Source organism: Sulfitobacter sediminilitoris (genome assembly GCF_010667575.1).
Taxonomy (GTDB): Bacteria; Pseudomonadota; Alphaproteobacteria; order Rhodobacterales; family Rhodobacteraceae; genus Sulfitobacter; species Sulfitobacter sediminilitoris.
Genome location: NZ_JAABNT010000009.1, coordinates 64115 through 88368, shown reverse-complemented (window position 1 = coordinate 88368; position 24254 = coordinate 64115). Strand labels below are relative to the sequence as shown.

Genomic DNA, 24254 nt, shown 5'->3' with positions numbered 1-24254 from the left:
ACAATTCGCGGTCGCCTTGCGTTGGTAGAATCAGTTGACTGATCGGTTAGTCAGGATATCCTTTCCAATATGGGGGATGACGTAAAAACACGCGGTCAAAGCAAGGTCGAAACAAGCGACCGTATTGTCCGGGCGGCTGAGGTCGAATTTGCCGAGCGCGGCTTTGAAGGCGCAGGGATGAAAGCAATCTCACAACGCGCTGACGTCTCTCAGGCGCTGTTGCATTACCATTTTGGCAACAAGGACCACCTTTATTCCGAGGTCGTGCGCCGCCGGTCCAAGCTGATCAACACCGAACGACAGGCCCTATTGGAGCAGGTCGATCTGACGGCCAGCGACGCGGTAGAGCGCATCCTTGACGCGCTCTTTCGGCCACCACTGGGTCCGGCTGGTGGGGATCAATCCTATACGCGGATTTTTGGCGGCCTGATTGTCGGGCGCGAGCGCGACCGCGCCTTGGTCAAGGAATTCTATGACCCCACGGCGCAGGAATTCATCCGCGCGCTTCAGGGCGCTTTGCCGGACATCAGTCAAAAGACTGCTGCGCATGCCTATACCCTCGCCCTTGGAACACTCGTCGTGATGATCAGCAGGGATGGCCGGGTGGAGCGTTTGATGGGCCAGCGAGAAATGCGGGACACCGAAGAGATTTTGCAGGGCCTGATTACCTTTGCAAAGGCCGGGATCATGGCCCTTGCAACGCAAGAAGACTGACACAATGGAAACTGGGAGGAAACCATGACACGAAAACTGAGAGCACTGCTTTTGGCAGGGGCGGCCTGTCTGCCGGTCGGCGCAATGGCCGAAACATTCAATGCCACGATTGCTGCGGGGCATCCGCCCGTCTTTCGCTGGGTGAAAATGCTGGATGAGGTCTTTGTGCCAGCGGTCAATACCAAGCTTGAGGGCACAGATCACAGCGTCAACTTCACCGGTCAATACGGTGGGGCCATTGCCAAGGTGGGCGAGGAATTGGAAGCGGTCGAGGCGGGTCTGGCCGAGCTTGGTACGTGTCAGGCGCTGTTCGATCCGGCCAAGATGGCGCCGCAGAACGTCACATACTACACGCCATTCGTCAGCGATGATGTTGGTAAGGTCAGTGACCTGATGCACCGGTTGCAGTTGGAAGATGCCAACATGCAGACGAGCTATGACAACAACGGCGTGGTCTATGTTGGCGCGCCCATCGTGATCGACGACTACCTGCTGATGACGAACTTTCCGGTGAATTCACTCGCTGATCTGGAGGGCCAGAAGATCGGCGCACCCGGTGCGGCGTTGAACTGGCTTGAAGGGACGGGCGCGGTCGGCGTGTCCGGCAACCTCACCACCTATTACAACGAGATCAAGACAGGCGTGTTTGACGGGGTGATCGTCTTTGCATCCGCTGCCTTGCCGGGCAAGCTTTTTGAGGTGGCCCCCTATATCACGCGCGCCGGGCTTGGTGCGCAATACGCCGGGTCGATCTGTGCCAACGCGGATTGGTGGGATGGCTTGCCCGCTGAGGTGCAGACCGCGATGACCGAGGCTGCGGCAGAGACGGGCGATTGGTATGTGTCCAACCTTGAAGCGGCCGTAACAGGGGCGTTCGAGGCGATGGCCGGGGCAGGAGCCACCATCACCGATGCACCGCAGGACATGCGTGATGCCTGGGCCGCTGGTATGGACAACGCGGCGAAAGCCTGGGCCGAAGGAATCCCCGGCGGGACCGAAGTACTTTCCACCTACATGGAGGAAATGCGGGCGGCGGGTGCCACGCCCCTGCGCGATTGGGACAAAGAATAGACAGTGGCGCTTGCCTCTCGAAACGATCCGGCGCCTTTGCGGGCGCTGGACACCTGCACGCAGGTGGCGAACGTGGTGGGTTCGCTGCTGATCGTCGCTCTGGTGCTTTTGATCGGCGCGGATGTGCTGGGACGGAACCTTTTCTCGGCGCCGATTTCTGGCGTGCCTGAGATGGTGAAGCTGTCGATCGTTGCGATTGTATTCCTGCAGGCACCGCAGGCGTTGAAAGCCGGACGCATGACGCGTTCGGATGCGTTGATTGAACGGATCACCAACCGCTTTCCTAGACTGGGAGGCGCGATGGAGACTCTGTTTGACATGTTGGCGGTTACCGTTGTCGGTGCGATCTTTTACGCGACCTATCCGATTTTCATCAAATCCTGGTCGCGCGGTGATTTTGTCGGCGCGGCAGGAGATTTCACTGCGCCCACGTGGCCCGTCAAGCTGATGATCCTGATCGGGGCCGCGCTGCTGCTGCTTCAGTTCCTTGCGCGCATCGCACGACGCTATATGAGGGGCGCGCATGACCCCGTTTGAGATCGGATTGATGGCGCTGGGCGGCATGGGCGTGTTCGTGATGGCGGGCATGTATGTGCCCATCGCCCTGATCCTGATGTCTTTCGTTGGGGTCTGGGCGATCAAGGGCTCTCCACTGCTGGCCGCCAAAATGCTGGGTCTTGCAGCAAACGATGCGATTGCCAGCTATTTCTTCGGGGTCGTTCCGCTGTTCGTCCTGATGGGGTTTCTTGTCTCGGAAAGCGGGATTGGCCGGGACGCGTTTGACGTGGCGAATGCCATGTTCCGCAAGATCAAGGGTGGGCTTGGCGTGGGCACGGTGGCAGCGAATGCGATTTTTGCGGCGGTCACGGGTATTTCCATCGCCTCCGCAGCTGTATTCACGAAAATCGCTGTGCCCGAGATGCGGCGACATGGTTATACCAGCCGTTTTTCGGTCGGGGTGGTTGCGGGAAGTTCCGTGCTTGGGATGTTGATCCCGCCTTCACTGTTGCTGATCCTCTATGGTTTGTTGACGGAACAATCTATCGGTGACCTCTTCCTTGCCGGGATCGGACCCGGTATCTTGTTGTCGGTCTTCTTTGCCATCGGCGTCGTCCTGATGGCGACCTTCACGCCAAAGTTTACCGGCGAAACGCTGAGTGCTGGTGACGAAAAACTGACGGGGCGGGAGTTGATCCGCAAATCTGTTCCCCTAACCGTGCTTATACTGGTTGTGTTGGGTGGCATCTATGCCGGGTTTTTCACACCGGTCGAGGCTGGTGCGGTAGGTGCCATCGGCGCGCTGATCATCGGACTTGCAAAGCGCAGCTTGAACCTTGCCGCCCTGTGGCGTGTTCTGGTCGAAACCGGGCTTGTGACCGCCGCTGTTTGTTTTCTTATCATCGCAGCGCAGATGTATTCGCGGATGCTTGCGTTTTCGGGTGTGCCGAACGCTTTTGGACAAATGGCGGCGACCGCCGATCTGGGGTTGATGGGACTGATCCTGCTGTATGTGCTGGTCGTGATCCTCATGGGCATGATCCTTGATAGTTCGTCAATCATGCTGATCCTTGTCCCGCTGATGCTGCCGATCCTGAACCCGATGGGGGTGGACCTGATCTGGTTCGGCATCGTCACTGTGGTTGCGATCGAGATCGGTCTGCTCACGCCACCCTTTGGCATTTCCGTCTACGTCATCAAATCCACGCTCGACGATGACAGCATCAGCCTGTCGGATATTTTTCTGGGCGCGGCACCTTTTGCGCTGATGATGCTGATGTGTCTTGCCCTGATCATCGCCTTCCCGGTCATCGCGACCGGCCTTTTGTAACACGCGAGGAGACGCCCATGCCCCGAACATTCATTGACCTCTCCGTCCCGCTCGAAGCGGACATTCCCTCTGACCCTGAGATCATGTTGCCGCAGATTGAATACTTTGATCACAAGGATACTGCTGAACAGATGGCCGGGTTCTTTCCGGGCATGACGGCTGACCAATTGCCAGGCGGTGACGGTTGGGCCTTGGAGAAACTGACGATCTACACCCACAACGGCACCCATCTGGACGCGCCTTACCACCATCATTCCACCATGAACGGGGGCGAGCGGGCGATCACGATTGATGAGGTGCCGCTGGAATGGTGCTTTAATCCCGGCGTGAAACTGGATTTCCGCCATTTTGACGATGGGTACATAGTCACGCCCGATGACATCGACGCAGAGTTGGAGCGGATCGGGCACAAGTTGCAGCCCTTGGATATCGTCGTCGTGAACACTTCTGCCGGGTCGCATTATGGCAAACCTGATTATCTGGTCAAAGGGTGTGGTATGGGGCGCGACGCCACCATGCATCTGCTGGAACAGGGGGTGCGGGTGACGGGGACCGATGCGTGGTCCTGGGACGCACCATTCCCACTGACCGCAAAGCGGTTTGCAGAAGAAGGCGACCCGTCGATCATCTGGGAAGGCCACCGCGCCAGCATGGACATCGGCTATTGCCACATCGAGAAGCTGGCAAACCTTGATCAGGTGCCTGCCACCGGTTGGACCATGTCCTGCTTCCCGTTCAAGATCAAAGCCGCCTCGGCCGGGTTCATCCGGGCCGTGGCGATCATGGAGGAATAGACCATGGCCAAGACCATCATCACCTGTGCCATCACCGGCGCAATCCATACGCCCACCATGTCGGACGCGCTGCCGATCAATTCCGAGATGATTGCCGAACAGGCGATCGACGCGGCCAAGGCCGGGGCCGCCATACTGCACCTGCACGCGCGCAACCCGGCGAACGGCGCGCCCTCCATTGACCCGGCGCATTTCATGGAGTTCCTGCCGCGCATCAAGGCAGAAACAGACGCCATCGTGAACATCTCGACCGGGGGGAGCCTGTCGACCGGGATTGTAGAGCGTATGGCCCCGGCGGTGGCGGCCTCGCCGGAGATGTGTTCGCTGAACATGGGCTCGCTTAACTTTGCGATGCACCCCTTGGCCGACCGGTACAAGGAATGGAAGTACGACTGGGAAGAAGCCTACGTGCGTGGCTCCGTAGGGAACATCTTCCGCAATACCTTTGATGATATCGGCAAGGTGGCGCAGACGCTGGGTGGCGACCATCAGGTGAAGTTCGAGCATGAATGCTACGACGTCGGGCACATTTACAACCTGAAATTCTGTGTCGATCAGGGGATGTTCAAGGCGCCAATATTCCTGCAGTTCGTGATGGGTATTCTGGGCGGCATCACGGCAAACATCGATAATCTTGTCTTTATGAAACAGACTGCTGACCGGCTGTTTGGGACTGATTACCAATGGTCCGTGATCGGTGCCGGTGCACAGCAGATGAAGCTGGGCGCCGTGTCCGCCCAGATGGGCGGGCATGTGCGGGTGGGGCTGGAGGATTCACTGTTCATCAAGCGGGGGGTGCTGGCCTCTTCCAACGCGCAGCAGGTCGAGAAGATGCGCGGGATATTGGAGACCCAAGGCAACGAGGTTGCCACCCCAGCCGAAGCGCGCGAGATGCTGGGGCTGAAAGGCGCGGACGAGGTGGCGTTCTGATGCGCGTTGAGCAACCAAGCGAGCCGCTGGAGGTCGTTTTTACCTGCGCCGGGCAGGCGGTCGGCAAGATGCGCAACGAGCTGGACGTTCAGATGACCCAGCCGATGCACGAGACATTTACCCTGGCGACGGATGAGGGACCGTTTCACGGCGGCGATGCCTCCGCTCCGCCACCGCTTGCGCTGTTCATTGGTGGGTTGACTGGGTGCATCATGACGCAGCTGCGGGCCTTTGCGAAAAGGATGGATGTGCAGATCGACGATCTACAAGCGGAGTGCAAAGTCGTCTGGCAGTGGACGCCCAAGGGTCGGATATACGAGACAGCGCCGAAGTCGTTTGAAATTGACGTCTTGCTGGACAGCCCTAGTCCGATCGAAGACCAGCTTGCGTTGATTGCCGCTGCAAAGAAGGGCTGCTTTCTGGAGCAGACACTTGGGCAGCAAAACGCGATCCGCCATCGATTAAAGACAGAAGAAGGATTTATTCCGGCGGACTGAGAGATCGCCAGTGCTACGGGTCTCTTGCAGTGTTGCAAAACAAGTAATGAAACTATAAACAGGGTCCGTTAGCGCTAACAATCGGAGAGACGCATGGCCGTTCATTCCAAATTGCAGGACATCACCAACCGCGTGATAGAGCGCAGTTCAGAAAGCCGATCAACCTACCTCAGCCGAATGCGCGCCGCGCAAAGCAAGGGGCCCTCCCGGGCGCATCTTTCCTGCAGCGGGCAGGCGCATGCTTATGCCGCTGCCGGTCCGGATCAGGACACACTGGCCACGGGGTCAAATGGCAATCTTGGCATCGTGACCGCCTACAACGACATGTTGTCGGCCCACCAGCCGTTTGAGCGGTTCCCCGAGGTGCTGCGCAAAGCGGCGCGGAGCGTTGGCGGCACCGCACAGGTTGCAGGCGGTGTGCCCGCGATGTGCGACGGCGTCACGCAAGGCGAAGCCGGTATGGAACTGAGCCTGTTCTCGCGCGATGTGATTGCGATGGCCGCAGGTGTCGCCCTCAGTCACAATGTCTTTGATGCGGCTGTCTTTCTCGGCGTCTGTGACAAGATCGTGCCGGGCCTTGTGATCGGTGCGCAGACTTTTGGCCATTTGCCTGCTGTTTTCGTGCCCGCCGGGCCGATGACCAGCGGTCTGGAGAATGACGAAAAAGCCAAGATCAGACAGCAATTCGCCGCAGGCGAAGTGGGCCGCGACAAGCTCATGGCAGCGGAGATGGCCGCGTACCACGGGCCGGGCACATGCACGTTCTTTGGGACGGCCAATACGAACCAGATGCTGATGGAATTCATGGGCCTGCACCTGCCGGGGTCCAGTTTCGTCACCCCAAACACGGAGATGCGCGAGGCGCTGACTGCCGAAGCCGCACGTCGTGCCTTGTCATTGTCGGCGCTGGGCAACAGCTACACGCCGGTCTGTGACATCCTTGACGAAAAAGCATTCGTGAATGGCATGGTCGGACTGATGGCAACGGGGGGATCAACCAACCTGCTGATCCATCTGGTTGCGATGGCGCGTGCCGGTGGGATCATCCTGACACCTGAAGATTTCTCTGATGTGTCCGATCTGGTGCCGCTGCTGGCGCGGGTCTACCCGAACGGATTGGCCGACGTGAACCATTTTCACGCGGCAGGGGGGCTAAGCTACCTCATCGGGCAGTTGCTGAACGGGGGGCTGTTGCACCCCGACACCAAGACCGTCGCGGGAGAGGGGCTTGAGCACTACACGCAAGAGCCGTTCTTGCAGAATGGGGAGCTGACCTGGCGGCCCGGCACAGCGCAAAGTCTGAACCCGAAAATCCTCAGCCCGCTGTCGGAGCCTTTCCAGAAGTCTGGCGGGCTCAAGCGTCTGAAAGGGTCCCTGGGCACCGGGGTGATCAAAGTCTCTGCGGTGGCACCGGAATTTCACATCATCGAAGCGCCTGCGCGGGTCTTTCATTCTCAGGAAGATGCGAAAGCGGCCTTCAAGGCTGGTGAGTTGACCGGTGACGTGATCGTCGTTGTCCGGTTCCAAGGGCCCAAGGCAAACGGCATGCCGGAATTGCACAGTCTCACGCCGATGCTGGCGATCCTGCAGGGTCGGGGGCAGAAGGTGGCGCTGGTGACCGACGGGCGCATGTCCGGCGCATCCGGCAAGGTGCCTGCCGCGATACACGTCTGTCCCGAGGCTCTGGACGGGGGTCCGATCGCCTATGTTCAGGACGGCGATATGGTGCGGCTTGATGCGACCACGGGCAGGCTGGATATCCTGACGGAGGGCGTGATGGAGCGTGCCTCGGCGACCGCTGATCTGAGCGACAACGAGCATGGAACGGGAAGAGAGCTTTTCGCACCTTTCCGTGCGGCTGTCGGCGCGGCAGACAATGGCGCTGCCGTCTTTGGCTGGTAGGAGAATATGATGAGCACATCCACCCGATCCGCCGCGGTGCGCCGCCTGTGCGCCCTTGCTCCGATCATTCCGGTACTGGTGGTGAGGGACGTGGCGCATGCCCGCCCCTTGGCGCAGGCGCTGATCAACGGTGGGCTGCCGGTGTTGGAGGTAACGTTGCGCACCGATGCGGCACTTGATGTGATTGCAGAGATGGCCACGGTTGAAGGAGGCCATGTCGGGGCAGGGACGCTGGTCACGCCGGAGGATCTTCATGCCGCAAAGGCCGCGGGTGCCACCTTTGGCGTGTCGCCCGGTGCCACGGACGCCCTTCTGGACGCGGCAGAAGAAGCTGGATTGCCAATGTTGCCGGGCGCTGCGACAGCATCAGAGGCGATGCGCCTCTTGGCGCGTGGCTACGATGTGCTGAAATTTTTCCCGGCTGAAGCCTCCGGCGGCGTGGCAGCGCTCAAGGGGATCGGCGGTCCGCTGCCACAGATCACCTTTTGCCCGACTGGCGGGATCAAGCCGGAGAATGCGTCCAGCTACCTGGCGCTACCAAATGTGATCTGCGCGGGCGGCAGCTGGGTCGCTCCGGATGATCTGGTTGCAGATGGCAAATGGGATGAGATCGAAGCGCTGGCTGCTGCGGCGGCACAACTGGGCCGCTAGCACAATTTGGTCACTGACTGCCTTTGATTTTCATCAATGAGATTTCTTCGAAGTATGTGAGAAGTCATTGAAATCTGTTTGTACCTCTTTGGCAGTCGACGGCGCGGTCGACCTGTTATGCAATGTTGGTTTTACAGGCCAGCCCGGTGGTGTATCCGAGTAACGATGAAGCTGGCCAGACGGCTGGCAAACAGCCAGAATGGAGTCTCTCGCGTGACCACATGGGAAGATTTGGACGCAGAACTGGACCAGTGGAAAGCAGCGGGCGAACGCCCCACCTTCTGGTGGCGTGACGACGATACGGAGGCTCCCACACCTGAGCTGGATCGTCTGATCACGCTGAGTGCGAAGTACGATGCCCCGTTGCATCTGGCGGTCATCCCCGCAGACATTGATCCCGGACTTGCAGACCGGCTGAAGGCCGCTCCACATGTGTATGCGATGCAGCACGGGTTTGCGCACAAAAACCACGAGCCCAAGGGCGAACGTGCGTCGGAAGTCGGTAAAACACGCGATTTGGCGTTGCAGGAAGCGGACCTTCGCGAAGGCTGGCAGCGGATGGCGTCTGCGGGCTTGCCGAACATGCTGCCCATCATGGTCCCGCCGTGGAACCGCATCGGCGATCAGGTCGTGCCCCATCTGGCGTCCTGGGGCTTTGCGGCATTGTCCGGCTTTGAGCGTCGGGTCAACCCGGCACCCTATCCGGACCTTCAGCACTTCAATGGGCACATCGAACCGCTCCGCTGGCGTCCTGACGCGATATTCGCAGGGGTTGAGAAAACCCTCGCGCAATGTGTGACCCATCTGAAAGAACGCCGCACCGGGATCGCTGAAAAGGACGAGCCAACGGGGCTGGTGACGCACCATCTGCAAACGCCGGACGAGGTTTGGGATTTCTGCGATGCACTTGGAGAGCGCCTTGCACACAAACAGCGTGCGGAGTGGATCGCGCTGAAACCCCTGCTGAGGATGTCCTGACATGGTCAATATCGCCTACGCTGGCCCCGAAGAGCGTGAGGAAATCGCGCAGTTCATGAACGTCGTCTTCCACAAGGCGAAATGGGATATCGATGGCTGGCGTCGATTGCTGGCGGGGCGCTGGTGCGGGCCTGACGGGCGCTATGCGATTTCCGTTCGGGATGATGGCAAGCTGGTGGGCGTGCTGGGGCTGGTCTATGCCGACCGCATGACAAGCGGCGGGCTGCGGACCACTGCGGACATGACCTCGTGGTATATCCTCAAGGAGTATCGCGGGCAGGGGATTGGGCAGAAGATGCTCGCACTGGCGACGTCTGATCCGACTGTCACGGTTACGAACTTTTCTTCCGCCAAGGCAGCCGTCAGCGTCTTGGTCAGCGCCGGCCTGACAGTGCTCGATAAAGAGCGGCTGGTATGGCATCCGCGCGTCACGCCATCGGGGCTCATCGTCCATGACGACCCGCTGTCGCTTGGCGACAGGTTGCCTGCGAAAGATCGCAAGATCATCGGTGATCATCAGGGGCTCAAGCTGCGCCATCTTGCGGTTGAGACACCTGACGGGCCGGTGGCAATGGTGCTTTATCCACAAAACAAGCATGGGGACTGGGTGACGCATGAAATCATGTACCTCGGCAATCAACCGCTCTTTGCGCAATACGCACCGCAGATCGCTGCGGCGGTCCTGCCTGAAAGAGACGCAATCTTGTCACTGGATCGGCGGTTTGCGGCTGAGGGGATAATACCTGACGAAGTGCGCCCCTTCGCCACGCCGCGCTATTGCCAGCCGGGCCTGCTGCACCCGTCTGAAATCGACATGCTTTATTCCGAATGCGTTTTGCTCAACATCAAGATCCACTGACAATGTGCGGCATCCAAGTGGCATAAGAGGACAGGCAATAGCATGGGACATCTAACAAAGGCCCTGTGGAGCGTGACGCGCGACTACTCTAAGGTTGCGAAGCGATGTACCGCTCAGGAATGTAGATCAACGTGAAGGCCGCATCACAGATCAGCACTGCCAAGGTCACGCTGTCCCTTGAGGGCAGTCGTTTGCTGTTAAGTGGTGAGCTGCAAATCGAGGCCGTTGGCGATGTAGACCGGGCTGCCGTGATGAAAATGGCGCAAGGTATCACCGAGATCAATATCGAGGCGCTGACGCGGATGGACACCGCTGGTGCGTGGTTGTTGGTCGATATCCAGAAGTCTGTTGCAGCGCACGCGGCTGAGGTCGCGATCAGGGGCGCATCGGAGGCGCAGGAACAACTGATCGAAACCATTCGTCAGAACATGCCACCCGATGAGAAACCATTGCGCGAGACAAAGACACCGATTGACCGGCTGGAAGACTACGGACAGATGGTGGTCAGGGGGACAAAGACCGCCATTGAACTGACGTCCTTTCTGGGTCAGGTCATTGCCACGATCGGGGGAATACTGATCCACCCGCGCAGACTGCGCCTGACCTCGATGGTGCATCACTGCCAGGAGATCGGGATCAACGCCATTCCGATCGTCTTCTTGATGTCTTTTCTGATCGGCGTAGTGCTCGCCTTTCAGGGCTCCGCCCAGTTGCGCCAGTTCGGAGCAGAGGTGTTTGTCGTTGACCTGATCGCCATCTCGATCCTGCGCGAGCTGGGTATCCTGCTGACCGCGATCATCGTCGCGGGCCGTTCAGGATCCGCCTTTACCGCTGCCATCGGGTCCATGAAGATGCGTGAGGAAATCGACGCCATGCGCACGCTGGGTCTTGAGCCGGTCACGATCCTTGTGGTTCCGCGCGTGCTGGCGCTGATCCTGATGCTGCCTGCGCTTGGCTTCATCGCGAACCTGTCCGGTCTTCTCGGCGGCGCGCTGATGTCGTGGATCGAACTGGGTGTCTCTCCGGCGGTGTTCCAGTCGCGGCTCGTCTCGAATACCGATGTATGGCATTTTAGTGTTGGCATGATCAAAGCGCCCTTCTTTGCGCTGATTATCGGCATCATCGGGTGCTATGAAGGCATGAAAGTCGGTGGCGATGCAGAATCCTTGGGCAGGTTGACCTCGACCTCTGTCGTGTTGTCGATTTTCATGGTTATTGTGGTTGACGCCTTGTTCTCAATCTTCTTTGCGATCTTGGGGGTCTGATGGAAGACACGGACGACGATCATATAATCCGGGTACGCGGGCTGGTAACGCGGTTCGGCACGCACACCGTCCATGACGGTCTGGATCTGGACGTTCGGCGCGGAGAGATCATTGGCGTTGTTGGCGGGTCGGGCACCGGAAAATCCGTGCTGCTGCGCGCGATTGTCGGTCTGTTGAAGCCGAACGCCGGGCATATCGAGGTTTTCGGGCAAAGCGTGCGCGACACACCTGAAGAGGAATACCGCCAGTTGCGCCGCCGCTGGGGCGTGATGTTTCAGGATGGTGCATTGTTTTCATCGCTGACCGTGCGGCAGAATGTCGAAGCGCCCATGCGCGAACAGCTGAAGCTGGACGATGATCTGCGCAAGACGCTGGCAGGCATCAAGGTGCGTATGGTAGGCCTGCCCGAGAACGCGATGACCAAATTCCCATCCGAACTGTCAGGCGGCATGCGCAAACGTGCCGGTTTCGCCCGGGCGATTGCGCTTGATCCCGAGATCGTCTTTCTGGATGAGCCGACGGCGGGGCTTGATCCCATCGGCGCAGCAGCTTTTGATATTCTGATCAAACAGCTTCAGGCAGCACTTGGTCTTACGGTTTTCTTTGTCACGCATGACCTTGACAGCCTGCACGCAAACTGTGACCGCGTGGCGGTTCTGGCGGATAAAAAGGTGCTGGCAGTGGGGACGATGCAAGAGATGCTCGAAGTCGAACACCCTTGGGTGCGTGAATATTTCCACGGACCTCGTGCGCGTGCGGCAATCGAGTCTTCTCGGCCGAAAGGTGCCGCCTGATGGAGACCCGCGCGAACTATATCCTGATCGGTGTTTTCACCCTCTTGGCAATCCTTGGCACGCTGGCCTTTTTCATTTGGCTGGCCAGCGTCCAGATCAATCGTCAATACGCAACTTACGGCATCCTGTTCGAGGATGTGTCCGGCCTTGATCCATCGGGGGACGTATTGTTCAACGGAATTTCGGTGGGCAAGGTCATCGGGCTCAGCATCTATGACAAAGATCCGTCGAAGGTCTTCACCACGATCGAGGTTGACTCGACCACGCCCATTCGGTCGAACACCGTTGCACAATTACAATCTCAAGGCGTGACAGGTGTCTCGTATATCTCGCTTGCGGGCGGTGCGCCGGGGGCGGCCCCGTTGGTTGCAACGGAAGGAGATCTGCCAATCATTCCTTCGCGTCGGTCAACGGTGCAAACCCTTGTGGAGGACGCGCCGGATCTGCTGGCAGAGGCGACCAAACTGCTTGAACAGTTTCGGGCCCTGACCGGTCCTGAAAACCAGACCTATGTGCGCAACATTCTGCAAAACCTTGATACGTCGTCCGACAGGCTGGATCAGGCGCTGAACGATTTTTCCGAGATAACAGGCACGGTCAGCGAGGCCACGGCGCAAATCACGCTTTTCACCAACCGGCTGGACAGCATAGGCGAGACGGTTACGACCACGCTTGAGAACGCGGATGCGGCGTTGATTTCGGCGCAATCAGCTTTTGAGACCGCGGATTCCGTGCTTTCAACGTCGACCGAAGCAATTGATAGCGCCAAGGCCGCATTTATTCAGGCTGAAAAGATGATGCGGGAAGATCTGCCAGGTATCTTGGCAGAGGTCCGTGATGTCGTTTCCCGCACCGATGGCGCAATTGCTGATTTGCAGGATCGCACAGGTACGACAATCGACAGTTTCGCCGACACGGCGGCATTGCTGAACGGGCGACTGACCGAATTGGAAACGACGCTGGAGAACGCCAATACTGCCTTTCTTGCTGTGACGGATGCTTCGGACAGTTTCGATCTGTTGGTTGATGGCGACGGAACCTTGCTGGTGGCAGAAGCGCGGGAGGTCGTGGCGGATACAAAATCGGCGATTGCGACCATTGAGCGTGTCGTCCTAGACGATCTTGAAGCGACCGTGACGGACATCCGCGAAGCAATCGCGGCAGGCTCCGCCGCAGTGGAGCGGGTTGCAAGCGATCTGACAGGGTTGACCGGTCAGTTCGAGCCTCTGGCGGAAGACGCCAAGGAGGCGCTGACATCGGCAAGCGCCTTGTTCGACAGGTCCATCACCACGCTTGATACCATCGATTCCACCCTCACCGGGGCGGAGGGGGCAATTACCGCAGCCGAATCCGCGTTTGATGCGGCAACTGGTGTGATGAAAACCGATCTGGGTCCGGTGCTTGAGGACATACGCGTTGCGTCCGACAGGATCAGTGTCGCGGTCGAGGATGTGACCCGCGATGTGCCTGCCATTGCCGAAGAGCTGCGCAGTCTCATTACCCGCGCCGATAACCTTGTGGCACAGGTGCAGCGTACAGTTGCGTCCAGCACGCCGGGCATTCGCGATTTCACGAACACCGGCCTGCCGGAACTGACCCGCTTTGGCGCGGAGGCGCGCAACCTTGTCAATTCGCTCAACTCTCTTGTAAGGCGGATTGAACGTGATCCGGCGCGCTTCATACTGGATGACCGTGTGCCGGACTATCGGAGATGACATGACGCAACAGATCAAACTGACCCGCAGGCTGGCAATGCTTGGCGCGATGACGGCACTGGGCGGATGCAGCGCTGTTGCGGCGCTGAATTCAGCAGCGCAACCGCTTGATACCTATGACCTGGCACCTGCTGTCGGTGCGACCGGTGGGCGGCGCAGCAGCCGAACGCTTCTGGTTGCCCGCCCCGAAGCCTCTGCGGCGATTGGAACAGACAGGATCATGGTAAAACCCGATGCCACGTCGGTCACCTATCTGCCGGATGCACGGTGGAGCGATGAGTTGCCCGCCGTATTTCAGTCCCTGCTGGTGCGCAGCATCTCGGGTACCGGGCGGCTGGGCTATGTCGGGCGCAGCGAAGGCGGGCCGATTGCCAATACCGCGCTGCTGGTGCGGATGGATGCTTTTGAAGTCCGCGTATTGGGCGAGGGCAGTTTTGAGGTGGTGGTGGATGTCGCGCTCACTTTGCTGGATGATCGCACACAGCGGGTGACTGGCACGCGCAGCTTTGCACAGGCCGCCGTTGCGGTGGACGACAGCCCCACGGCCATCGTCACTGCATTCCAAAGTGTATTGGATGTCCTACTGCCTGAAATGGCAAATTGGGCGGCCGGGCGCGCCTGAGAATACTGTGCGTTGGCCGGCGCGCCCTCAGACTTTAATGCGCTAGAAGGATCGGCATATCCGTTTGTTCGATCATTGTGTGGGTGGTACCGCCAAAGACGGTCTCGATCAGCCGGGCATGGCCATATGATCCCATGATCACCAGATCGGCACCTGTTTCCTTGGCGCGGTCCTGAATGCATTTGCCAATCTCGCGCCCGCCACTAGGGAACTGCGAAAGCGTCACGTGACAGCCATGATGGCTGAGCCATGCCGCCACATCCGTGCCGGGGTCCACGCCTTGCATTTCCTCGGTCATGACCGGATCGAAACAACCGATCGTGACTTCCTTGGCTGCTTTGAGTTGCGGCAGTCCAACATGCACGGCCTTTGCTGCAGCCTCGCTGCTGTCCCAAGCGACAAAGATCCGTTCAGCCGGTGCCATCGGGGAACGGTTCAGCATCAGTCCGATAGGCGAATGGAAAAGCACACCATTTGCGGCCTCGCGAAAAATGTCCGGGGTGCCGCGCAGATTGTCGGCCAGATAAGCTATGTCGCAGACCCGGGCCCGCCGTGCCACCTGCCTTTTCATCTCGGCAGGTACGCAAAGTACCGGCTGTACGTCGCCGGGTGCATTGGCGTCGGCCAGAAACGTCTCGATCTCTTCAGCGCGGGCGCGGTGTTTCTGGTGCGCTTCCTCGACCAGCTCGGCCCAATTGTCAGGAATGTTCATCCCGCCATAGGGGGGGACGCCGTAAGCATACATCGGCAAAGCAGGCGCTGGCCCCAGCAATTGGCAACTCAGGTGCGTATGGGTTGACGCCGCGGCCTCAGCCATCTCGCGGATCGTCTCATCGGGCGTGTCAGCGTTCATCAGGAACAGCGATGTTAGATTGCTCATGGTTGTTCTCCATTCAAGGTACAGGCGCGCCTTTTGCATGCCCGGTTGCACAACAAGTGACAGGTTTTTCAGCGACGTAAACTGACTAAGATCAATTTTTGCCACCCTTTCTATGGCATTTCATTTCCGAGCCAAGATTTTGGAAACATATGCGATGGAATTCAAAGACTACTACGAAATTCTCGGTGTCAAACGCGATGCCAGTGCCGATGAGATCAAGAAGGCCTTTCGCAAGGGTGCACGGAAGTACCATCCCGACGTGAACACCGACGCCGATGCTGAGGTCAAGTTCAAGGACGTGAACGAGGCATACGAAGTGCTGAAAGACCCGGAGAGAAGGGCGGCTTACGATCAGCTAGGCAAGACTCCACCGCCCGGTGCGGGCGGCGCCGGTTTCCAGCCTCCGCCGGGCTGGGACGGTGGCTTTGAATTTACGGGTGCGGCACCAGAGGATGACTCCGTTTTCAGCGATTTTTTCGAGTCGCTTTTCCGCCGTGGCGATGCCCGCGCCAGCAGGGGTGGCATGGGCGCAGGGCGCGGCGCGGATACCCACGCAAAGGTCGAGATTTCGATCGAAGACGCCTACCGCGGAGCAAGCAGGACGCTCAGAATTCGTGCACCGGTGGTGAACCCTGATGGCACCGTGACCGTCAAAGACCGCAATATCGCGGTACACATTCCCAAGGGCGTTCAGGAAGGCCAGCACATCCGGCTTGCCGGACAGGGGACGCCGTCCTTGGGGGGTGGCTCCGCCGGTGATCTCTTTCTTGAGATCAGCTTTGCCGCGCACCCTGTTTATCGTGCCTCAGGTCGGGATCTACACCTTGATCTGCCAATTGCGCCCTGGGAGGCCGCACTGGGCGGGCACGTTGTCATGCCAACGCCCGCAGGCAAGGTTGAGCTGCGCATTCCCAAGAACGCGCGGAGTGGCCAGAAGATGCGCCTAAAGGGCAAAGGCCTGCCGGGCAAGCCGCCAGGCGATATTTATGCTACCCTGAAAATCGTGAATCCCAACGTCACCACGGACGAAGGCCGCCGCTTTTTTGAAGACATGGCCAAGGCGATGCCTTTCGATCCACGTGCCAATCTTGGAGGATAAACCCATGAAACGCGCAACCCATCAAAGCGAGATCGTCGATGCCCTGAGCCTGCAGGATCTGTGCCGCTTCTGCCATGCGGATGAAGACTGGGTGATAGAGCTGGTCGAATATGGTGTGTTGGAGCCGAAAGGCACGCATGTCGAAAGCTGGCGCTTTCGCGGGGCGAACATCGTGAGGGCCAAGAAAGCCCGCAGGCTGAACCGTGACCTTGGCATCAACGCGGCAGGCGTGGCGATGGTCATCGAACTGCTGGAGGAACGCGACGAGATACGGCGCAGATTGTCCCGCTACGAACCCGTTTGACCCTTGTCTAGCGCTTCAGACGGTTCTTGGATTTCTGATAAAGCCTGCGGTTCAGCGCGATGAATTGCGACAGGGCATGGCCTATCGGCCCGGCAGAGTCGCGCTTGAGATAGATGTATCCGGTGACGCATGCAAACAAGCTGCCCGCAGCGTCAATCATCAAATCGCCCATGGTGTCATCCAGGCCCGATTTTTGCATGGTCAGGCCAAAGGTCATGTCCATCACGTATTCGAAGATTTCCCAGATCGCACCGACGGTGACCGCAAGGCAGAAGGTGATGAAAGCAATTGCGGAAGGTGGGGCCGCGAAACGGTCACCCTCGAACAGCATAAAGACAAAGAGAAACCCGATCAGCCCAAAGCCCACAGCCGAGAAGCCATGCAGGAACAGATCCCACCACCACAGCCTTTCATAGAAATCGAGCGCTTCGCCCAGGAAGATCGACGCGAATACGAAAAGCGTCGTGGCCAGCAGGAACGGCATGGGTAGGGTGAGCGACCAGCGCGATGCAAGGATCGGGGGCACCAAGGCCAGCGCGAGCGTGGAAAAACTGACGAATGCCATGGACCAGCGGCCAAATCCCAGCGAGACAAGCGTGCCCAGAAGCAGCATTGCCCAGATGGTCAACATGATCGGATTGTTTTCCTTGAGCCGGCTGAGCACTTTGCGACGGTCCTGATGTTTAATTTGTTCCTACCTGAACATATATGGTAAATATGCGCAGCACCCAAATACGTATTGCCAGCTATAACATCCGCAAGGCCCGCGGGCTTGATCAAAAACGCAATCCTGAGCGTACGCTGGACGTCATCAACCGGCTCGATGCGGACATCGTACTGTTGCAAGAGGCGGACAAGCGCCTTGGCGTCAGAAAACCGGCGCTGCCTCGCGAGATGATCGCGTCTGAGACGGACTTCTCAGTTCTGGACCTTGCAAAGAATGGGGTCAGTCTGGGATGGCATGGCAACGCTGTTCTGGTCCGTGGTGGCATAGGGCTGCGCGGTGTCCAGCATATCGATCTGCCCGGAACCGAACCGCGCGGCGCGGTTCTTGTTGATCTGGATGTGGGAAATGGTCTGTGCGTTATTGCCACCCATCTGGGTCTTATGCGTCGCGACCGACGCGCGCAGTTGGAGACCCTGAGCGGCGCAACTTCCCAGACTGAAAACACTGTGATCGCAGGCGATTTCAACGAGTGGTCCAACACAAAAGGTCTTGAACCACTGAAGGATCGGTTCACGACATACGCGCCGGGCCGATCTTTTCACGCACGCCGACCGCTGGCGGCACTGGATCGTTTCGCATTAAGCCATGGCCTCGAACTTCGCGACGGCGGCGTAGAAGAAGGGGATATCGCCAAGATGGCCTCAGATCACCTTCCGATCTGGTCTGACATTCTGGTTCCTGCTGAGCTTTCTACTTGCTGAACAGGACCGGCAGCTTCGCGTCCTTTAGCAACGCATAGGTGGTCGCCCCGATCACAAAGTCATAGGCTTTGGAATGTCCAAAGGCGCCGGTTACGATCAAATCAGCGCCGTTCTCAAAAGCGACCGAGTTTAGAACGTCGGCGATCCCTTTGCTCGATGCTTCTCGGTGCTGCAACGTTGTCTTTAGCCCATGCCGCGCGAGCGTCTCTGCGACGTCGATTGCATCCACGTCCTTAAGAGCGTTTTTGGGGCCTTCCCCAACCCGCAGCACGGTCACCTCTGCATCATTCCGTGCGATGTTCAGCATGTCGTGTGCCGCGCGCGCTGCCTCGCGGGTGTCGCTCCAGCCCACCACGATATTCGCGCCGACTTCGGGTCCGTCATAGCCAAGGGGCACAACAATCACCGGCCTGCCGCTTTCGCGGATCACCTGCACCTGCGCGTTGCGCTGATCATAGCGGTCGGCGGCCTTGTCTTCATGCGCCATGATGACGATGTCAGCGGCGCGCGCGCTTTCGACCATCCGTTCGTTCGCTGAAACGGCCTCGGCGCGGACCAGGCGATATTCACTCTGAAAATCTTCATTCTGCGTATTTTTCTCAAAGGTATTCTTGATCTTCGCGCTTTCCTCTTTCTGGCTTTCGTTGAAAGCGGCGAACGCCGGATCAGGAATGTGCATTGCGATGCCGGGATAGACAACAAGCGCCTCAACTGTATGCAAACCAATCAAATGGGCATTGTGCCGACGTGCCAATGGGACCGCGACATTCATCAGGGTATCGGCGTGATCTGGCGTGGTGAGGCAGACAAGGATCGTCTTGAGGCCCATGGTGTTCATCCTTTTGACTTCAGGGCAGAGCGTCACGCCCCGCGAATTTATTTCAGCAAGACACCGACAATCGGAGCCCTGCCACAGACGAAACTAGCAAAACAGCCGATTTAGGGATTGATCCGGATCAATCCCATCCGCCGAACGGGGTGTAGTACCCAATCAAACCTTCCTCTTAAAAAGGAGCACGTCATGCCCTGTTTCCGCACCTGTTTTGCCAGCATTTTCATGGCATTGCTCGCCACTGTCGCTTTGTCGGAAAACGTAAGTTTGGTTCATGGCGGGGATACTTATCTGTCAGGTGGCACGATAACCCAGTCATTGGATAGCACAGGCGATGCCTTTGTCTCTGGTCGCAGGATAGTCACGGGAGGTGTTTCCCAAGGTGATCTGCATGTCACGGGATTTGATATTACGATCAATGCGGATACTGCTCAGGATCTTTATGCCGTGGGCGGCACGGTTGTCGTCCGTGGCAAGGTTTCAGAGGATCTTACCGCTGCAGGTTTTTCGCTGCGGACTGATCCTGCATCCGAAACAATGGGCAACGCGCGCCTGATTGGGAATACGATCACAATTGAGGGCCCTATTCTGGGTTCGCTTGCTGCAATGGGCATGGATGTCATTGTGAACGCGCCTATAAAGGGTGATGTCCGCATCACAGCGAATTCCTTGTCGTTCGGGTCCGAGGCTGTGATCGACGGCATCCTGACCTACAGCACCGAGGAAAAGATTTCCGTCCCTGAACGCGTTGCACCCGACGATCGCGTGATCTTTGAGAAGCTGGATCTTGGAGATGCCTGGGACGAATGGGAAGACGTGCGCAAGGAGATGCCGGTCCTGCCAACATTCGCCTCCATGTTCTTTGGTTTTATCGTGTCACTGCTGTTCTTTGTGGTGCTTGGTGCGTTAATGCTGACGTTCATGCCCCACAGGCTTGAACGGATGCGCAGCAGCGTTGCAAAGGCGCCGGGCAAATCCATCGTGCTGGGCATTGTTGGTCTTGCGCTGCTGTTCGGTATGGTGCCGATCACGGCGATGACCATTGTCGGACTGCCTTTTGTTCCGATCGCAATTCTTGCCATCGTGTTGTTCTGGACGCTCGCCTACGCGCTGGGGGCCTATAGCATCGCGATGTGGGTCTTTGCCGGATTGGGCGGTACGAAGGATCCCGGGGCAGTCGTGCGTCTGCTGGTGTTTGCTGGGGCCATCACACTCGTGGCCTTGCTCAACTTCATTCCCTTCGTCGGTTGGGTGGCGAACTATACGCTGGTCCTGCTGGGAATGGGGGCGATGACGAACGCGATCTTCCAGTCGTTGCTGGGCTCACCTGATGTGGTCCTCGACGTCGATATGAAACCGATCAAAGACTGAAACAAATCTACAGGAGAAACGCCATGTCTGACCAGGGCCTGCAAGTCATCGACCGTGCTGAACAGGTAGCCCACGAATGGGTGAATGAACTTTCTGAGCGGCTGGATTGGTCGTCAAAGCGCAGTGCGCTGCGGATGATGCGGGTCACCCTGCACAACGTGCGCGACCACCTGTTGCCAGATGAACTGGCTCAGCTATCCGCTCAGCTTCCACTCTTGATCCGGGGCATTTTCTTTGAAGGTTGGGTGCCCAAGCGTACGCCGGTTAGAGAGCGCAGTACCGCCGCATTTGTTGCTGCAATTGAAGAAGGGTTGGGTAAAACACCTGAGTATCGCGGCGCTGAAGACATCCGTTATGTTTTCGAAATGCTTAATAACCGATTGAGCGCAGGCGAAATCAAGGATGTGCGTGCGAGCCTGCCCGAAGGCATTCGAAGCCTTTGGCCTGCCCCCTGAACAGGGGGCAAGTCTTGAGTAACGTGTCTCAATTGTCGTGACTGCCCCGCGAAAGATGAAGCAGGGCCTCGGGGCGCAGTACAGCGACAGTGTGGATGTTCTGGACGGCGATGACACCGCTTTTGCGCAACTGGGTCAGCGTTCTGCTCACGGTCTCAGTGGTTAGGCCAAGGAAATCGGCGATGTCCCCACGCCGCATCGGCAGGTCGATCCTGCGCTGATCGCCTTGGTCTTCGCCGACCCTGTCAGCCAGAACACAAAGGAATGAGGCCATCTTTTCAACTGCGGACTTGCGGCCCAGCATCATGAAGTGATCCTGCATCGCGCTGATTTCGCTTAGTGCGGCCTGAAGCAGTGCGGAATGTAGCGCTGGATCGCCTTCGCCTGATTCAAGCGCAGAGCGACGGTAGGGCTGAAGCGTGGCATCGACCAATACGTCGCAATCCGTATGATGCAGGCCGCCAGAGGGAAACCCAACAATATCTCCGGGATAGCCAAAGGCGATGACCTGACGACGACCATCTTCCAAAAGGCGTGTCAGGCGCAGCACGCCGGTCTTGACCTGATAAAGCCAGTCGACCGGATCACCTTCGAAATAGAGATAGGACTCAGCTTTCAAATGAGTCTCGTGGCTCTTGGGTGCCGTCGTTGTGATCGGGCTGACAGGACGATGGCGCGTAATATCGGATGGAATTGTGACGTACATAGTGCAGACCCCCATTGGTTGTATCGGGGGAACTTGAACACGCTGTGTAACCAGCGTACTTCTTAACGTAAGAAGTTTTGTATCAGTTTGTATGCGCCACGTTACAAATCGCGGGTAAGGCCTGATCTGTCGGTGAGGCACCGATGTAGAAAATTGCAGTTTTGACCAATGAAACAAAGCATTCTAGTCGTCGAAGACGACCCGAAAATCCGAAAGCTACTCCGTAATGTGATGGAGGAAGAAGGGTTCGAGGTTATTGAATCCGACTGCTCCGAGGGCGTTTTTGAGGCGCTGGATCAGACAAATGTCAGTCTCATTACGCTCGATATTCAGCTTGGTTCTGAAAGTGGTGTGGAAATCGCACGACAGATTCGGCAGAAATCTGCCGTTCCGATTATCATGGTAACCGGCAAGGATGATGTCATTGATCGCGTTGTCGGGCTTGAGGTTGGCGCGGATGATTATATCACCAAACCCTTCCACATTCGCGAGGTCGTCGCACGGATCCGCAGCGTGTTGCGCCGCACGGGTGAGGCGGGCGGGAAAACCATTTCCTCAAGATCTGGAGATATAGCCGAGCGGACAGACGAAAGTCCTAAGTTCAGCTTCGATGGTATGGTCGCTGTACCGGATCGGATGGAACTGATGGACCGCGACGGAAAGGAATGCGGGCTGACCAGCGGAGATTTCAAATTGCTCTCCGTCTTTATGGAGCGCCCCAAACGCGTCCTTTCGCGGGATCAGTTGATGGATTTGATTGGCGGGCAGGGCTGGAGCCCGATGGACCGCACAGTCGACAATCAGATAGCCCGCTTGCGCAAAAAGATCGAGCGGGATCCGTCCGATCCTAAACTTATCAAGACCGTCCGCGGGGTCGGGTATACCTTTGCCTGCGATGTCAAAGAGGTTCAGTCGTCGTCGACCTCGGCCAAGAGCGCCTGAATCCGGTGGGCCAGATCAGGCTGACGGTAAGGCTTGTGAAGGATATCATATGGTTTTGAATGTGCCATACCGCGTGTAATGACGTCACTTACATAGCCAGAAGTCAAAAGTACTTTGACCTTTGGGAATTCAGCGTTGATTTTGGCTGCAAGATCATAACCGTTCAGATCGCCGGGCATTACTAGGTCCGAAAAGACAAGATCGACCTCAGCGCCATTCTTGAGCATGGCATATGCAGCATCGCCATTTTCGGCTTCCAACACCCTAAAACCAAGATTGCGCATACGTTCCAGAGAGAGCCTTCTGACCTTTTCGTTGTCTTCGACGACAAGGATGGTTTTTTCTTGTGTAGGAAGATAACCACTTTCAGATACAGAAGCCTGATCTGATTTTTCTTCCGACCTATCTGACGTGATCGCGGGGAAATAGAGGCCGAAACTGGTGCCCAGACCGGGCTCACTGTAAAGTGTGATATGGCCGCCTGATTGTTTGACAAACCCGTAGACCATAGCAAGTCCCAGACCGGTGCCAGAGCTTTCGGACTTGGTTGTAAAGAATGGCTCAAAGGCGCGTTTTTGGGCTTCTTCGTTCATTCCCGCGCCATCGTCGCTGACAGAAAGGCGCACATACTTGCCCGGCGCAATATCGGTTTCCTGCGCGATGTATGTATCGTCGATCGCGACATTAGAGACCGATATCAACAAATCGCCTCCCTTGCCCATGGCGTCGCGGGCATTAAGAGCAAGGTTCATCAGGGCAGATTGCAGCTCTGACGGATCAATAAGAACCGGATCAACGTTAGGATCACATTCTGCTGTTATCGTGATGGCGGACCCGACCGTGCGGCGAATGATGGCCAGCGTCTTCTCGCACAGTTTGCCCAAGTTGGTTCTGACAGGCTTCAGATTGCTCTTTCTGGCAAAGACCAGCAGCCGCGATGTCAATTCGGCCCCAAGCTCTGCTGCATCGAGGGCGTCGCGCAACAGGCTTAACTGACGGCTATCGGTGCTGCGCATCTCCATCAGTTCGAGATTGCCGATAACGACTGTCAGAAGATTGTTGAAATCATGCGCGATGCCGCCGGTCATCTGGCCAATGGCCTCAAGTCGTTGAGAACGGGCCAGCGCATCTTCAGTTGCTTTGCGCTGCGTCAGATCATGCAGGATGCCGACGAACATGTCTTGTTCGTCGATCCGAGAATGGCCGACTGACAGATTTAGCGGAAAGACGGCACCGTTCCTGCGTAGGCCTTCGACGTCGCGACCGATCCCGATGATCCGCTTTTCGCCGGTTTCCATGTAGTGCTGCATGAACCCGTCATGCTGGGCAGCCATGTCCATGGGCATCAGCGACTTCACATTCTGGCCAAGCATTTCCTCAGCAGGGTATCCAAACAGTGCAAAGGCAGCACCGTTTGCCCGTTGAATCACGCCGTGCTTATCCGCAACTATGATTGCATCCACCGCAGCTTCGAGAATGGCGTCAAGCAGGGCGCTGTTTTGTATTTCTGGTTCCATGCCCCCTCCGACTTTCAGGTCAGCCTGCCAAATTGAGGGGGTCTTCGGCAAGGGCGAAGTGCAGTGCTTAGCATGAGCCAGTTGAGACCATTCTGCGTGC

26 protein-coding genes are annotated in these 24254 nt (G+C 57.8%); 21 read left to right on the top strand and 5 right to left on the bottom strand.

Going from position 1 to position 24254, the window contains the following annotated elements; genetic code table 11:
* Positions 1–69 precede the first annotated feature (69 nt).
* The 15 genes from GV827_RS14720 (at position 70) to GV827_RS14650 (ending at position 14620) form a co-directional block, all read left to right on the top strand.
* Complete coding sequence (locus tag GV827_RS14720) at positions 70–714, top strand: TetR/AcrR family transcriptional regulator (protein WP_164354575.1); 645 nt, start codon at positions 70–72, stop codon at positions 712–714.
* Positions 715–738: 24 nt separating this feature from the next.
* Entirely contained in the window at positions 739–1785 is a 1047-nt protein-coding gene (locus tag GV827_RS14715; protein ID WP_164354574.1) for a C4-dicarboxylate TRAP transporter substrate-binding protein, read from the top strand.
* 3 nt (positions 1786–1788) lie between these two features.
* Positions 1789–2322 (top strand): TRAP transporter small permease subunit, encoded by a 534-nt coding sequence (locus GV827_RS14710; protein WP_164354573.1) that lies wholly within the window; start codon positions 1789–1791, stop codon positions 2320–2322.
* Positions 2309–3613: a TRAP transporter large permease gene (locus tag GV827_RS14705; RefSeq protein WP_164354572.1), complete on the top strand. Its 1305-nt coding sequence runs from the start codon at positions 2309–2311 to the stop codon at positions 3611–3613. Before GV827_RS14710 ends, GV827_RS14705 begins: the two co-directional genes overlap by 14 nt.
* A 17-nt stretch (positions 3614–3630) precedes the next feature.
* Positions 3631–4407 carry a cyclase family protein gene (locus tag GV827_RS14700; protein WP_164354571.1) on the top strand — a complete coding sequence of 259 codons (777 nt, stop codon included), beginning with the start codon at positions 3631–3633 and terminating at the stop codon, positions 4405–4407.
* Between the two features lie 3 nt (positions 4408–4410).
* On the top strand, positions 4411–5337 hold the full coding sequence (locus GV827_RS14695) for a BKACE family enzyme (protein ID WP_164354570.1): 927 nt from the start codon (positions 4411–4413) through the stop codon (positions 5335–5337).
* Positions 5337–5834 carry an OsmC family protein gene (locus GV827_RS14690; RefSeq protein WP_164354569.1) on the top strand — a complete coding sequence of 166 codons (498 nt, stop codon included), beginning with the start codon at positions 5337–5339 and terminating at the stop codon, positions 5832–5834. Before GV827_RS14695 ends, GV827_RS14690 begins: the two co-directional genes overlap by 1 nt.
* Before the next feature lie 93 nt (positions 5835–5927).
* Positions 5928–7736 carry a phosphogluconate dehydratase gene (gene edd, locus GV827_RS14685; protein WP_164354568.1) on the top strand — a complete coding sequence of 603 codons (1809 nt, stop codon included), beginning with the start codon at positions 5928–5930 and terminating at the stop codon, positions 7734–7736.
* A 9-nt stretch (positions 7737–7745) separates the two neighbouring features.
* Positions 7746–8387 (top strand): bifunctional 4-hydroxy-2-oxoglutarate aldolase/2-dehydro-3-deoxy-phosphogluconate aldolase, encoded by a 642-nt coding sequence (gene eda, locus GV827_RS14680; protein WP_164354567.1) that lies wholly within the window; start codon positions 7746–7748, stop codon positions 8385–8387.
* Positions 8388–8600: 213 nt separating this feature from the next.
* Entirely contained in the window at positions 8601–9365 is a 765-nt protein-coding gene (locus GV827_RS14675; protein WP_164354566.1) for a polysaccharide deacetylase family protein, read from the top strand.
* 1 nt (position 9366) lies between these two features.
* Positions 9367–10224: a GNAT family N-acetyltransferase gene (locus GV827_RS14670; RefSeq protein WP_164354565.1), complete on the top strand. Its 858-nt coding sequence runs from the start codon at positions 9367–9369 to the stop codon at positions 10222–10224.
* Between the two features lie 131 nt (positions 10225–10355).
* Positions 10356–11489: an ABC transporter permease gene (locus GV827_RS14665; RefSeq protein WP_328823158.1), complete on the top strand. Its 1134-nt coding sequence runs from the start codon at positions 10356–10358 to the stop codon at positions 11487–11489.
* Positions 11489–12283, top strand: a complete 795-nt coding sequence (locus tag GV827_RS14660) for an ABC transporter ATP-binding protein (RefSeq protein WP_164354564.1) — start codon at positions 11489–11491, stop codon at positions 12281–12283. The genes GV827_RS14665 and GV827_RS14660 overlap by 1 nt, the downstream gene beginning before the upstream one ends.
* The gene (locus tag GV827_RS14655) at positions 12283–13998 is read left to right on the top strand and encodes an MCE family protein (protein WP_164354563.1); all 1716 of its coding nucleotides are present in this window, start codon (positions 12283–12285) and stop codon (positions 13996–13998) included. Before GV827_RS14660 ends, GV827_RS14655 begins: the two co-directional genes overlap by 1 nt.
* Position 13999: 1 nt before the next feature.
* A complete protein-coding gene (locus GV827_RS14650; RefSeq protein ID WP_164354562.1) occupies positions 14000–14620 on the top strand; it encodes an ABC-type transport auxiliary lipoprotein family protein in 621 nt (206 codons plus the stop codon).
* A gap of 34 nt (positions 14621–14654) precedes the next feature.
* Here GV827_RS14650 and GV827_RS14645 read toward each other — a convergent pair whose 3' ends face one another.
* Positions 14655–15500 (bottom strand): universal stress protein, encoded by an 846-nt coding sequence (locus GV827_RS14645; protein ID WP_164354561.1) that lies wholly within the window; start codon positions 15498–15500, stop codon positions 14655–14657.
* A 112-nt stretch (positions 15501–15612) separates the two neighbouring features.
* On the opposite strand from GV827_RS14645, the gene GV827_RS14640 reads away from it, so the two are divergent.
* Both GV827_RS14640 and GV827_RS14635 read left to right on the top strand, forming a co-directional pair.
* Positions 15613–16599 carry a DnaJ C-terminal domain-containing protein gene (locus GV827_RS14640; RefSeq protein WP_235930371.1) on the top strand — a complete coding sequence of 329 codons (987 nt, stop codon included), beginning with the start codon at positions 15613–15615 and terminating at the stop codon, positions 16597–16599.
* Positions 16600–16603: 4 nt separating this feature from the next.
* Positions 16604–16903 (top strand): chaperone modulator CbpM, encoded by a 300-nt coding sequence (locus GV827_RS14635; RefSeq protein ID WP_164354559.1) that lies wholly within the window; start codon positions 16604–16606, stop codon positions 16901–16903.
* A gap of 7 nt (positions 16904–16910) precedes the next feature.
* Here GV827_RS14635 and GV827_RS14630 read toward each other — a convergent pair whose 3' ends face one another.
* Positions 16911–17534, bottom strand: a complete 624-nt coding sequence (locus tag GV827_RS14630) for a hypothetical protein (RefSeq protein ID WP_164354558.1) — start codon at positions 17532–17534, stop codon at positions 16911–16913.
* Positions 17535–17620: 86 nt separating this feature from the next.
* Here GV827_RS14630 and GV827_RS14625 point away from each other — a divergent pair, with 86 nt between their 5' ends.
* Positions 17621–18331, top strand: coding sequence for an endonuclease/exonuclease/phosphatase family protein (locus GV827_RS14625; RefSeq protein ID WP_164354557.1), 711 nt, complete (start codon positions 17621–17623; stop codon positions 18329–18331).
* On the opposite strand, the gene GV827_RS14620 is transcribed toward GV827_RS14625, so the two are convergent.
* Positions 18321–19160 (bottom strand): universal stress protein, encoded by an 840-nt coding sequence (locus tag GV827_RS14620; protein ID WP_164354556.1) that lies wholly within the window; start codon positions 19158–19160, stop codon positions 18321–18323. The two genes, GV827_RS14625 and GV827_RS14620, sit on opposite strands and share 11 nt — an antisense overlap.
* Positions 19161–19352: 192 nt before the next feature.
* On the opposite strand from GV827_RS14620, the gene GV827_RS14615 reads away from it, so the two are divergent.
* Complete coding sequence (locus GV827_RS14615; RefSeq protein WP_164354555.1) at positions 19353–20534, top strand: EI24 domain-containing protein; 1182 nt, start codon at positions 19353–19355, stop codon at positions 20532–20534.
* A 23-nt stretch (positions 20535–20557) separates the two neighbouring features.
* On the top strand, positions 20558–20989 hold the full coding sequence (locus GV827_RS14610; RefSeq protein ID WP_164354554.1) for a DUF2267 domain-containing protein: 432 nt from the start codon (positions 20558–20560) through the stop codon (positions 20987–20989).
* Positions 20990–21017: 28 nt separating this feature from the next.
* Here the strand turns inward: GV827_RS14610 and GV827_RS14605 are convergent, their stop codons facing one another.
* The gene (locus tag GV827_RS14605; protein ID WP_164354553.1) at positions 21018–21695 is read right to left on the bottom strand and encodes a helix-turn-helix domain-containing protein; all 678 of its coding nucleotides are present in this window, start codon (positions 21693–21695) and stop codon (positions 21018–21020) included.
* 168 nt (positions 21696–21863) lie between these two features.
* Between GV827_RS14605 and GV827_RS14600 the strand changes: the two genes are divergently transcribed.
* Positions 21864–22637, top strand: a complete 774-nt coding sequence (locus tag GV827_RS14600) for a response regulator (protein ID WP_164354552.1) — start codon at positions 21864–21866, stop codon at positions 22635–22637.
* Here the strand turns inward: GV827_RS14600 and GV827_RS14595 are convergent.
* Complete coding sequence (locus GV827_RS14595; RefSeq protein ID WP_164354551.1) at positions 22604–24154, bottom strand: PAS domain S-box protein; 1551 nt, start codon at positions 24152–24154, stop codon at positions 22604–22606. The genes GV827_RS14600 and GV827_RS14595 overlap by 34 nt on opposite strands.
* Between the last annotated feature and the right edge of the window lie 100 nt (positions 24155–24254).

Bases quoted from the DNA above. Each gene is read 5' to 3' on its own strand.
- GV827_RS14645 (WP_164354561.1), bottom strand. From the start codon at position 15,500: ATGAGCAATCTAACATCGCTGTTCCTGATGAACGCTGACACGCCCGAT.
- GV827_RS14650 (WP_164354562.1), top strand. From the start codon at position 14,000: ATGACGCAACAGATCAAACTGACCCGCAGGCTGGCAATGCTTGGCGCG.
- GV827_RS14720 (WP_164354575.1), top strand. From the start codon at position 70: ATGGGGGATGACGTAAAAACACGCGGTCAAAGCAAGGTCGAAACAAGC.
- GV827_RS14660 (WP_164354564.1), top strand. From the start codon at position 11,489: ATGGAAGACACGGACGACGATCATATAATCCGGGTACGCGGGCTGGTA.
- GV827_RS14670 (WP_164354565.1), top strand. From the start codon at position 9,367: ATGGTCAATATCGCCTACGCTGGCCCCGAAGAGCGTGAGGAAATCGCG.
- GV827_RS14620 (WP_164354556.1), bottom strand. From the start codon at position 19,160: ATGGGCCTCAAGACGATCCTTGTCTGCCTCACCACGCCAGATCACGCC.
- GV827_RS14690 (WP_164354569.1), top strand. From the start codon at position 5,337: ATGCGCGTTGAGCAACCAAGCGAGCCGCTGGAGGTCGTTTTTACCTGC.
- GV827_RS14695 (WP_164354570.1), top strand. From the start codon at position 4,411: ATGGCCAAGACCATCATCACCTGTGCCATCACCGGCGCAATCCATACG.
- GV827_RS14715 (WP_164354574.1), top strand. From the start codon at position 739: ATGACACGAAAACTGAGAGCACTGCTTTTGGCAGGGGCGGCCTGTCTG.
- GV827_RS14630 (WP_164354558.1), bottom strand. From the start codon at position 17,534: ATGTTGACCATCTGGGCAATGCTGCTTCTGGGCACGCTTGTCTCGCTG.
- GV827_RS14625 (WP_164354557.1), top strand. From the start codon at position 17,621: ATGCGCAGCACCCAAATACGTATTGCCAGCTATAACATCCGCAAGGCC.
- GV827_RS14600 (WP_164354552.1), top strand. From the start codon at position 21,864: ATGAAACAAAGCATTCTAGTCGTCGAAGACGACCCGAAAATCCGAAAG.
- GV827_RS14705 (WP_164354572.1), top strand. From the start codon at position 2,309: ATGACCCCGTTTGAGATCGGATTGATGGCGCTGGGCGGCATGGGCGTG.
- GV827_RS14605 (WP_164354553.1), bottom strand. From the start codon at position 21,695: ATGTACGTCACAATTCCATCCGATATTACGCGCCATCGTCCTGTCAGC.
- GV827_RS14700 (WP_164354571.1), top strand. From the start codon at position 3,631: ATGCCCCGAACATTCATTGACCTCTCCGTCCCGCTCGAAGCGGACATT.
- GV827_RS14640 (WP_235930371.1), top strand. From the start codon at position 15,613: ATGGCATTTCATTTCCGAGCCAAGATTTTGGAAACATATGCGATGGAA.
- eda (WP_164354567.1), top strand. From the start codon at position 7,746: ATGAGCACATCCACCCGATCCGCCGCGGTGCGCCGCCTGTGCGCCCTT.
- GV827_RS14610 (WP_164354554.1), top strand. From the start codon at position 20,558: ATGTCTGACCAGGGCCTGCAAGTCATCGACCGTGCTGAACAGGTAGCC.
- edd (WP_164354568.1), top strand. From the start codon at position 5,928: ATGGCCGTTCATTCCAAATTGCAGGACATCACCAACCGCGTGATAGAG.
- GV827_RS14595 (WP_164354551.1), bottom strand. From the start codon at position 24,154: ATGGAACCAGAAATACAAAACAGCGCCCTGCTTGACGCCATTCTCGAA.
- GV827_RS14655 (WP_164354563.1), top strand. From the start codon at position 12,283: ATGGAGACCCGCGCGAACTATATCCTGATCGGTGTTTTCACCCTCTTG.
- GV827_RS14635 (WP_164354559.1), top strand. From the start codon at position 16,604: ATGAAACGCGCAACCCATCAAAGCGAGATCGTCGATGCCCTGAGCCTG.
- GV827_RS14615 (WP_164354555.1), top strand. From the start codon at position 19,353: ATGCCCTGTTTCCGCACCTGTTTTGCCAGCATTTTCATGGCATTGCTC.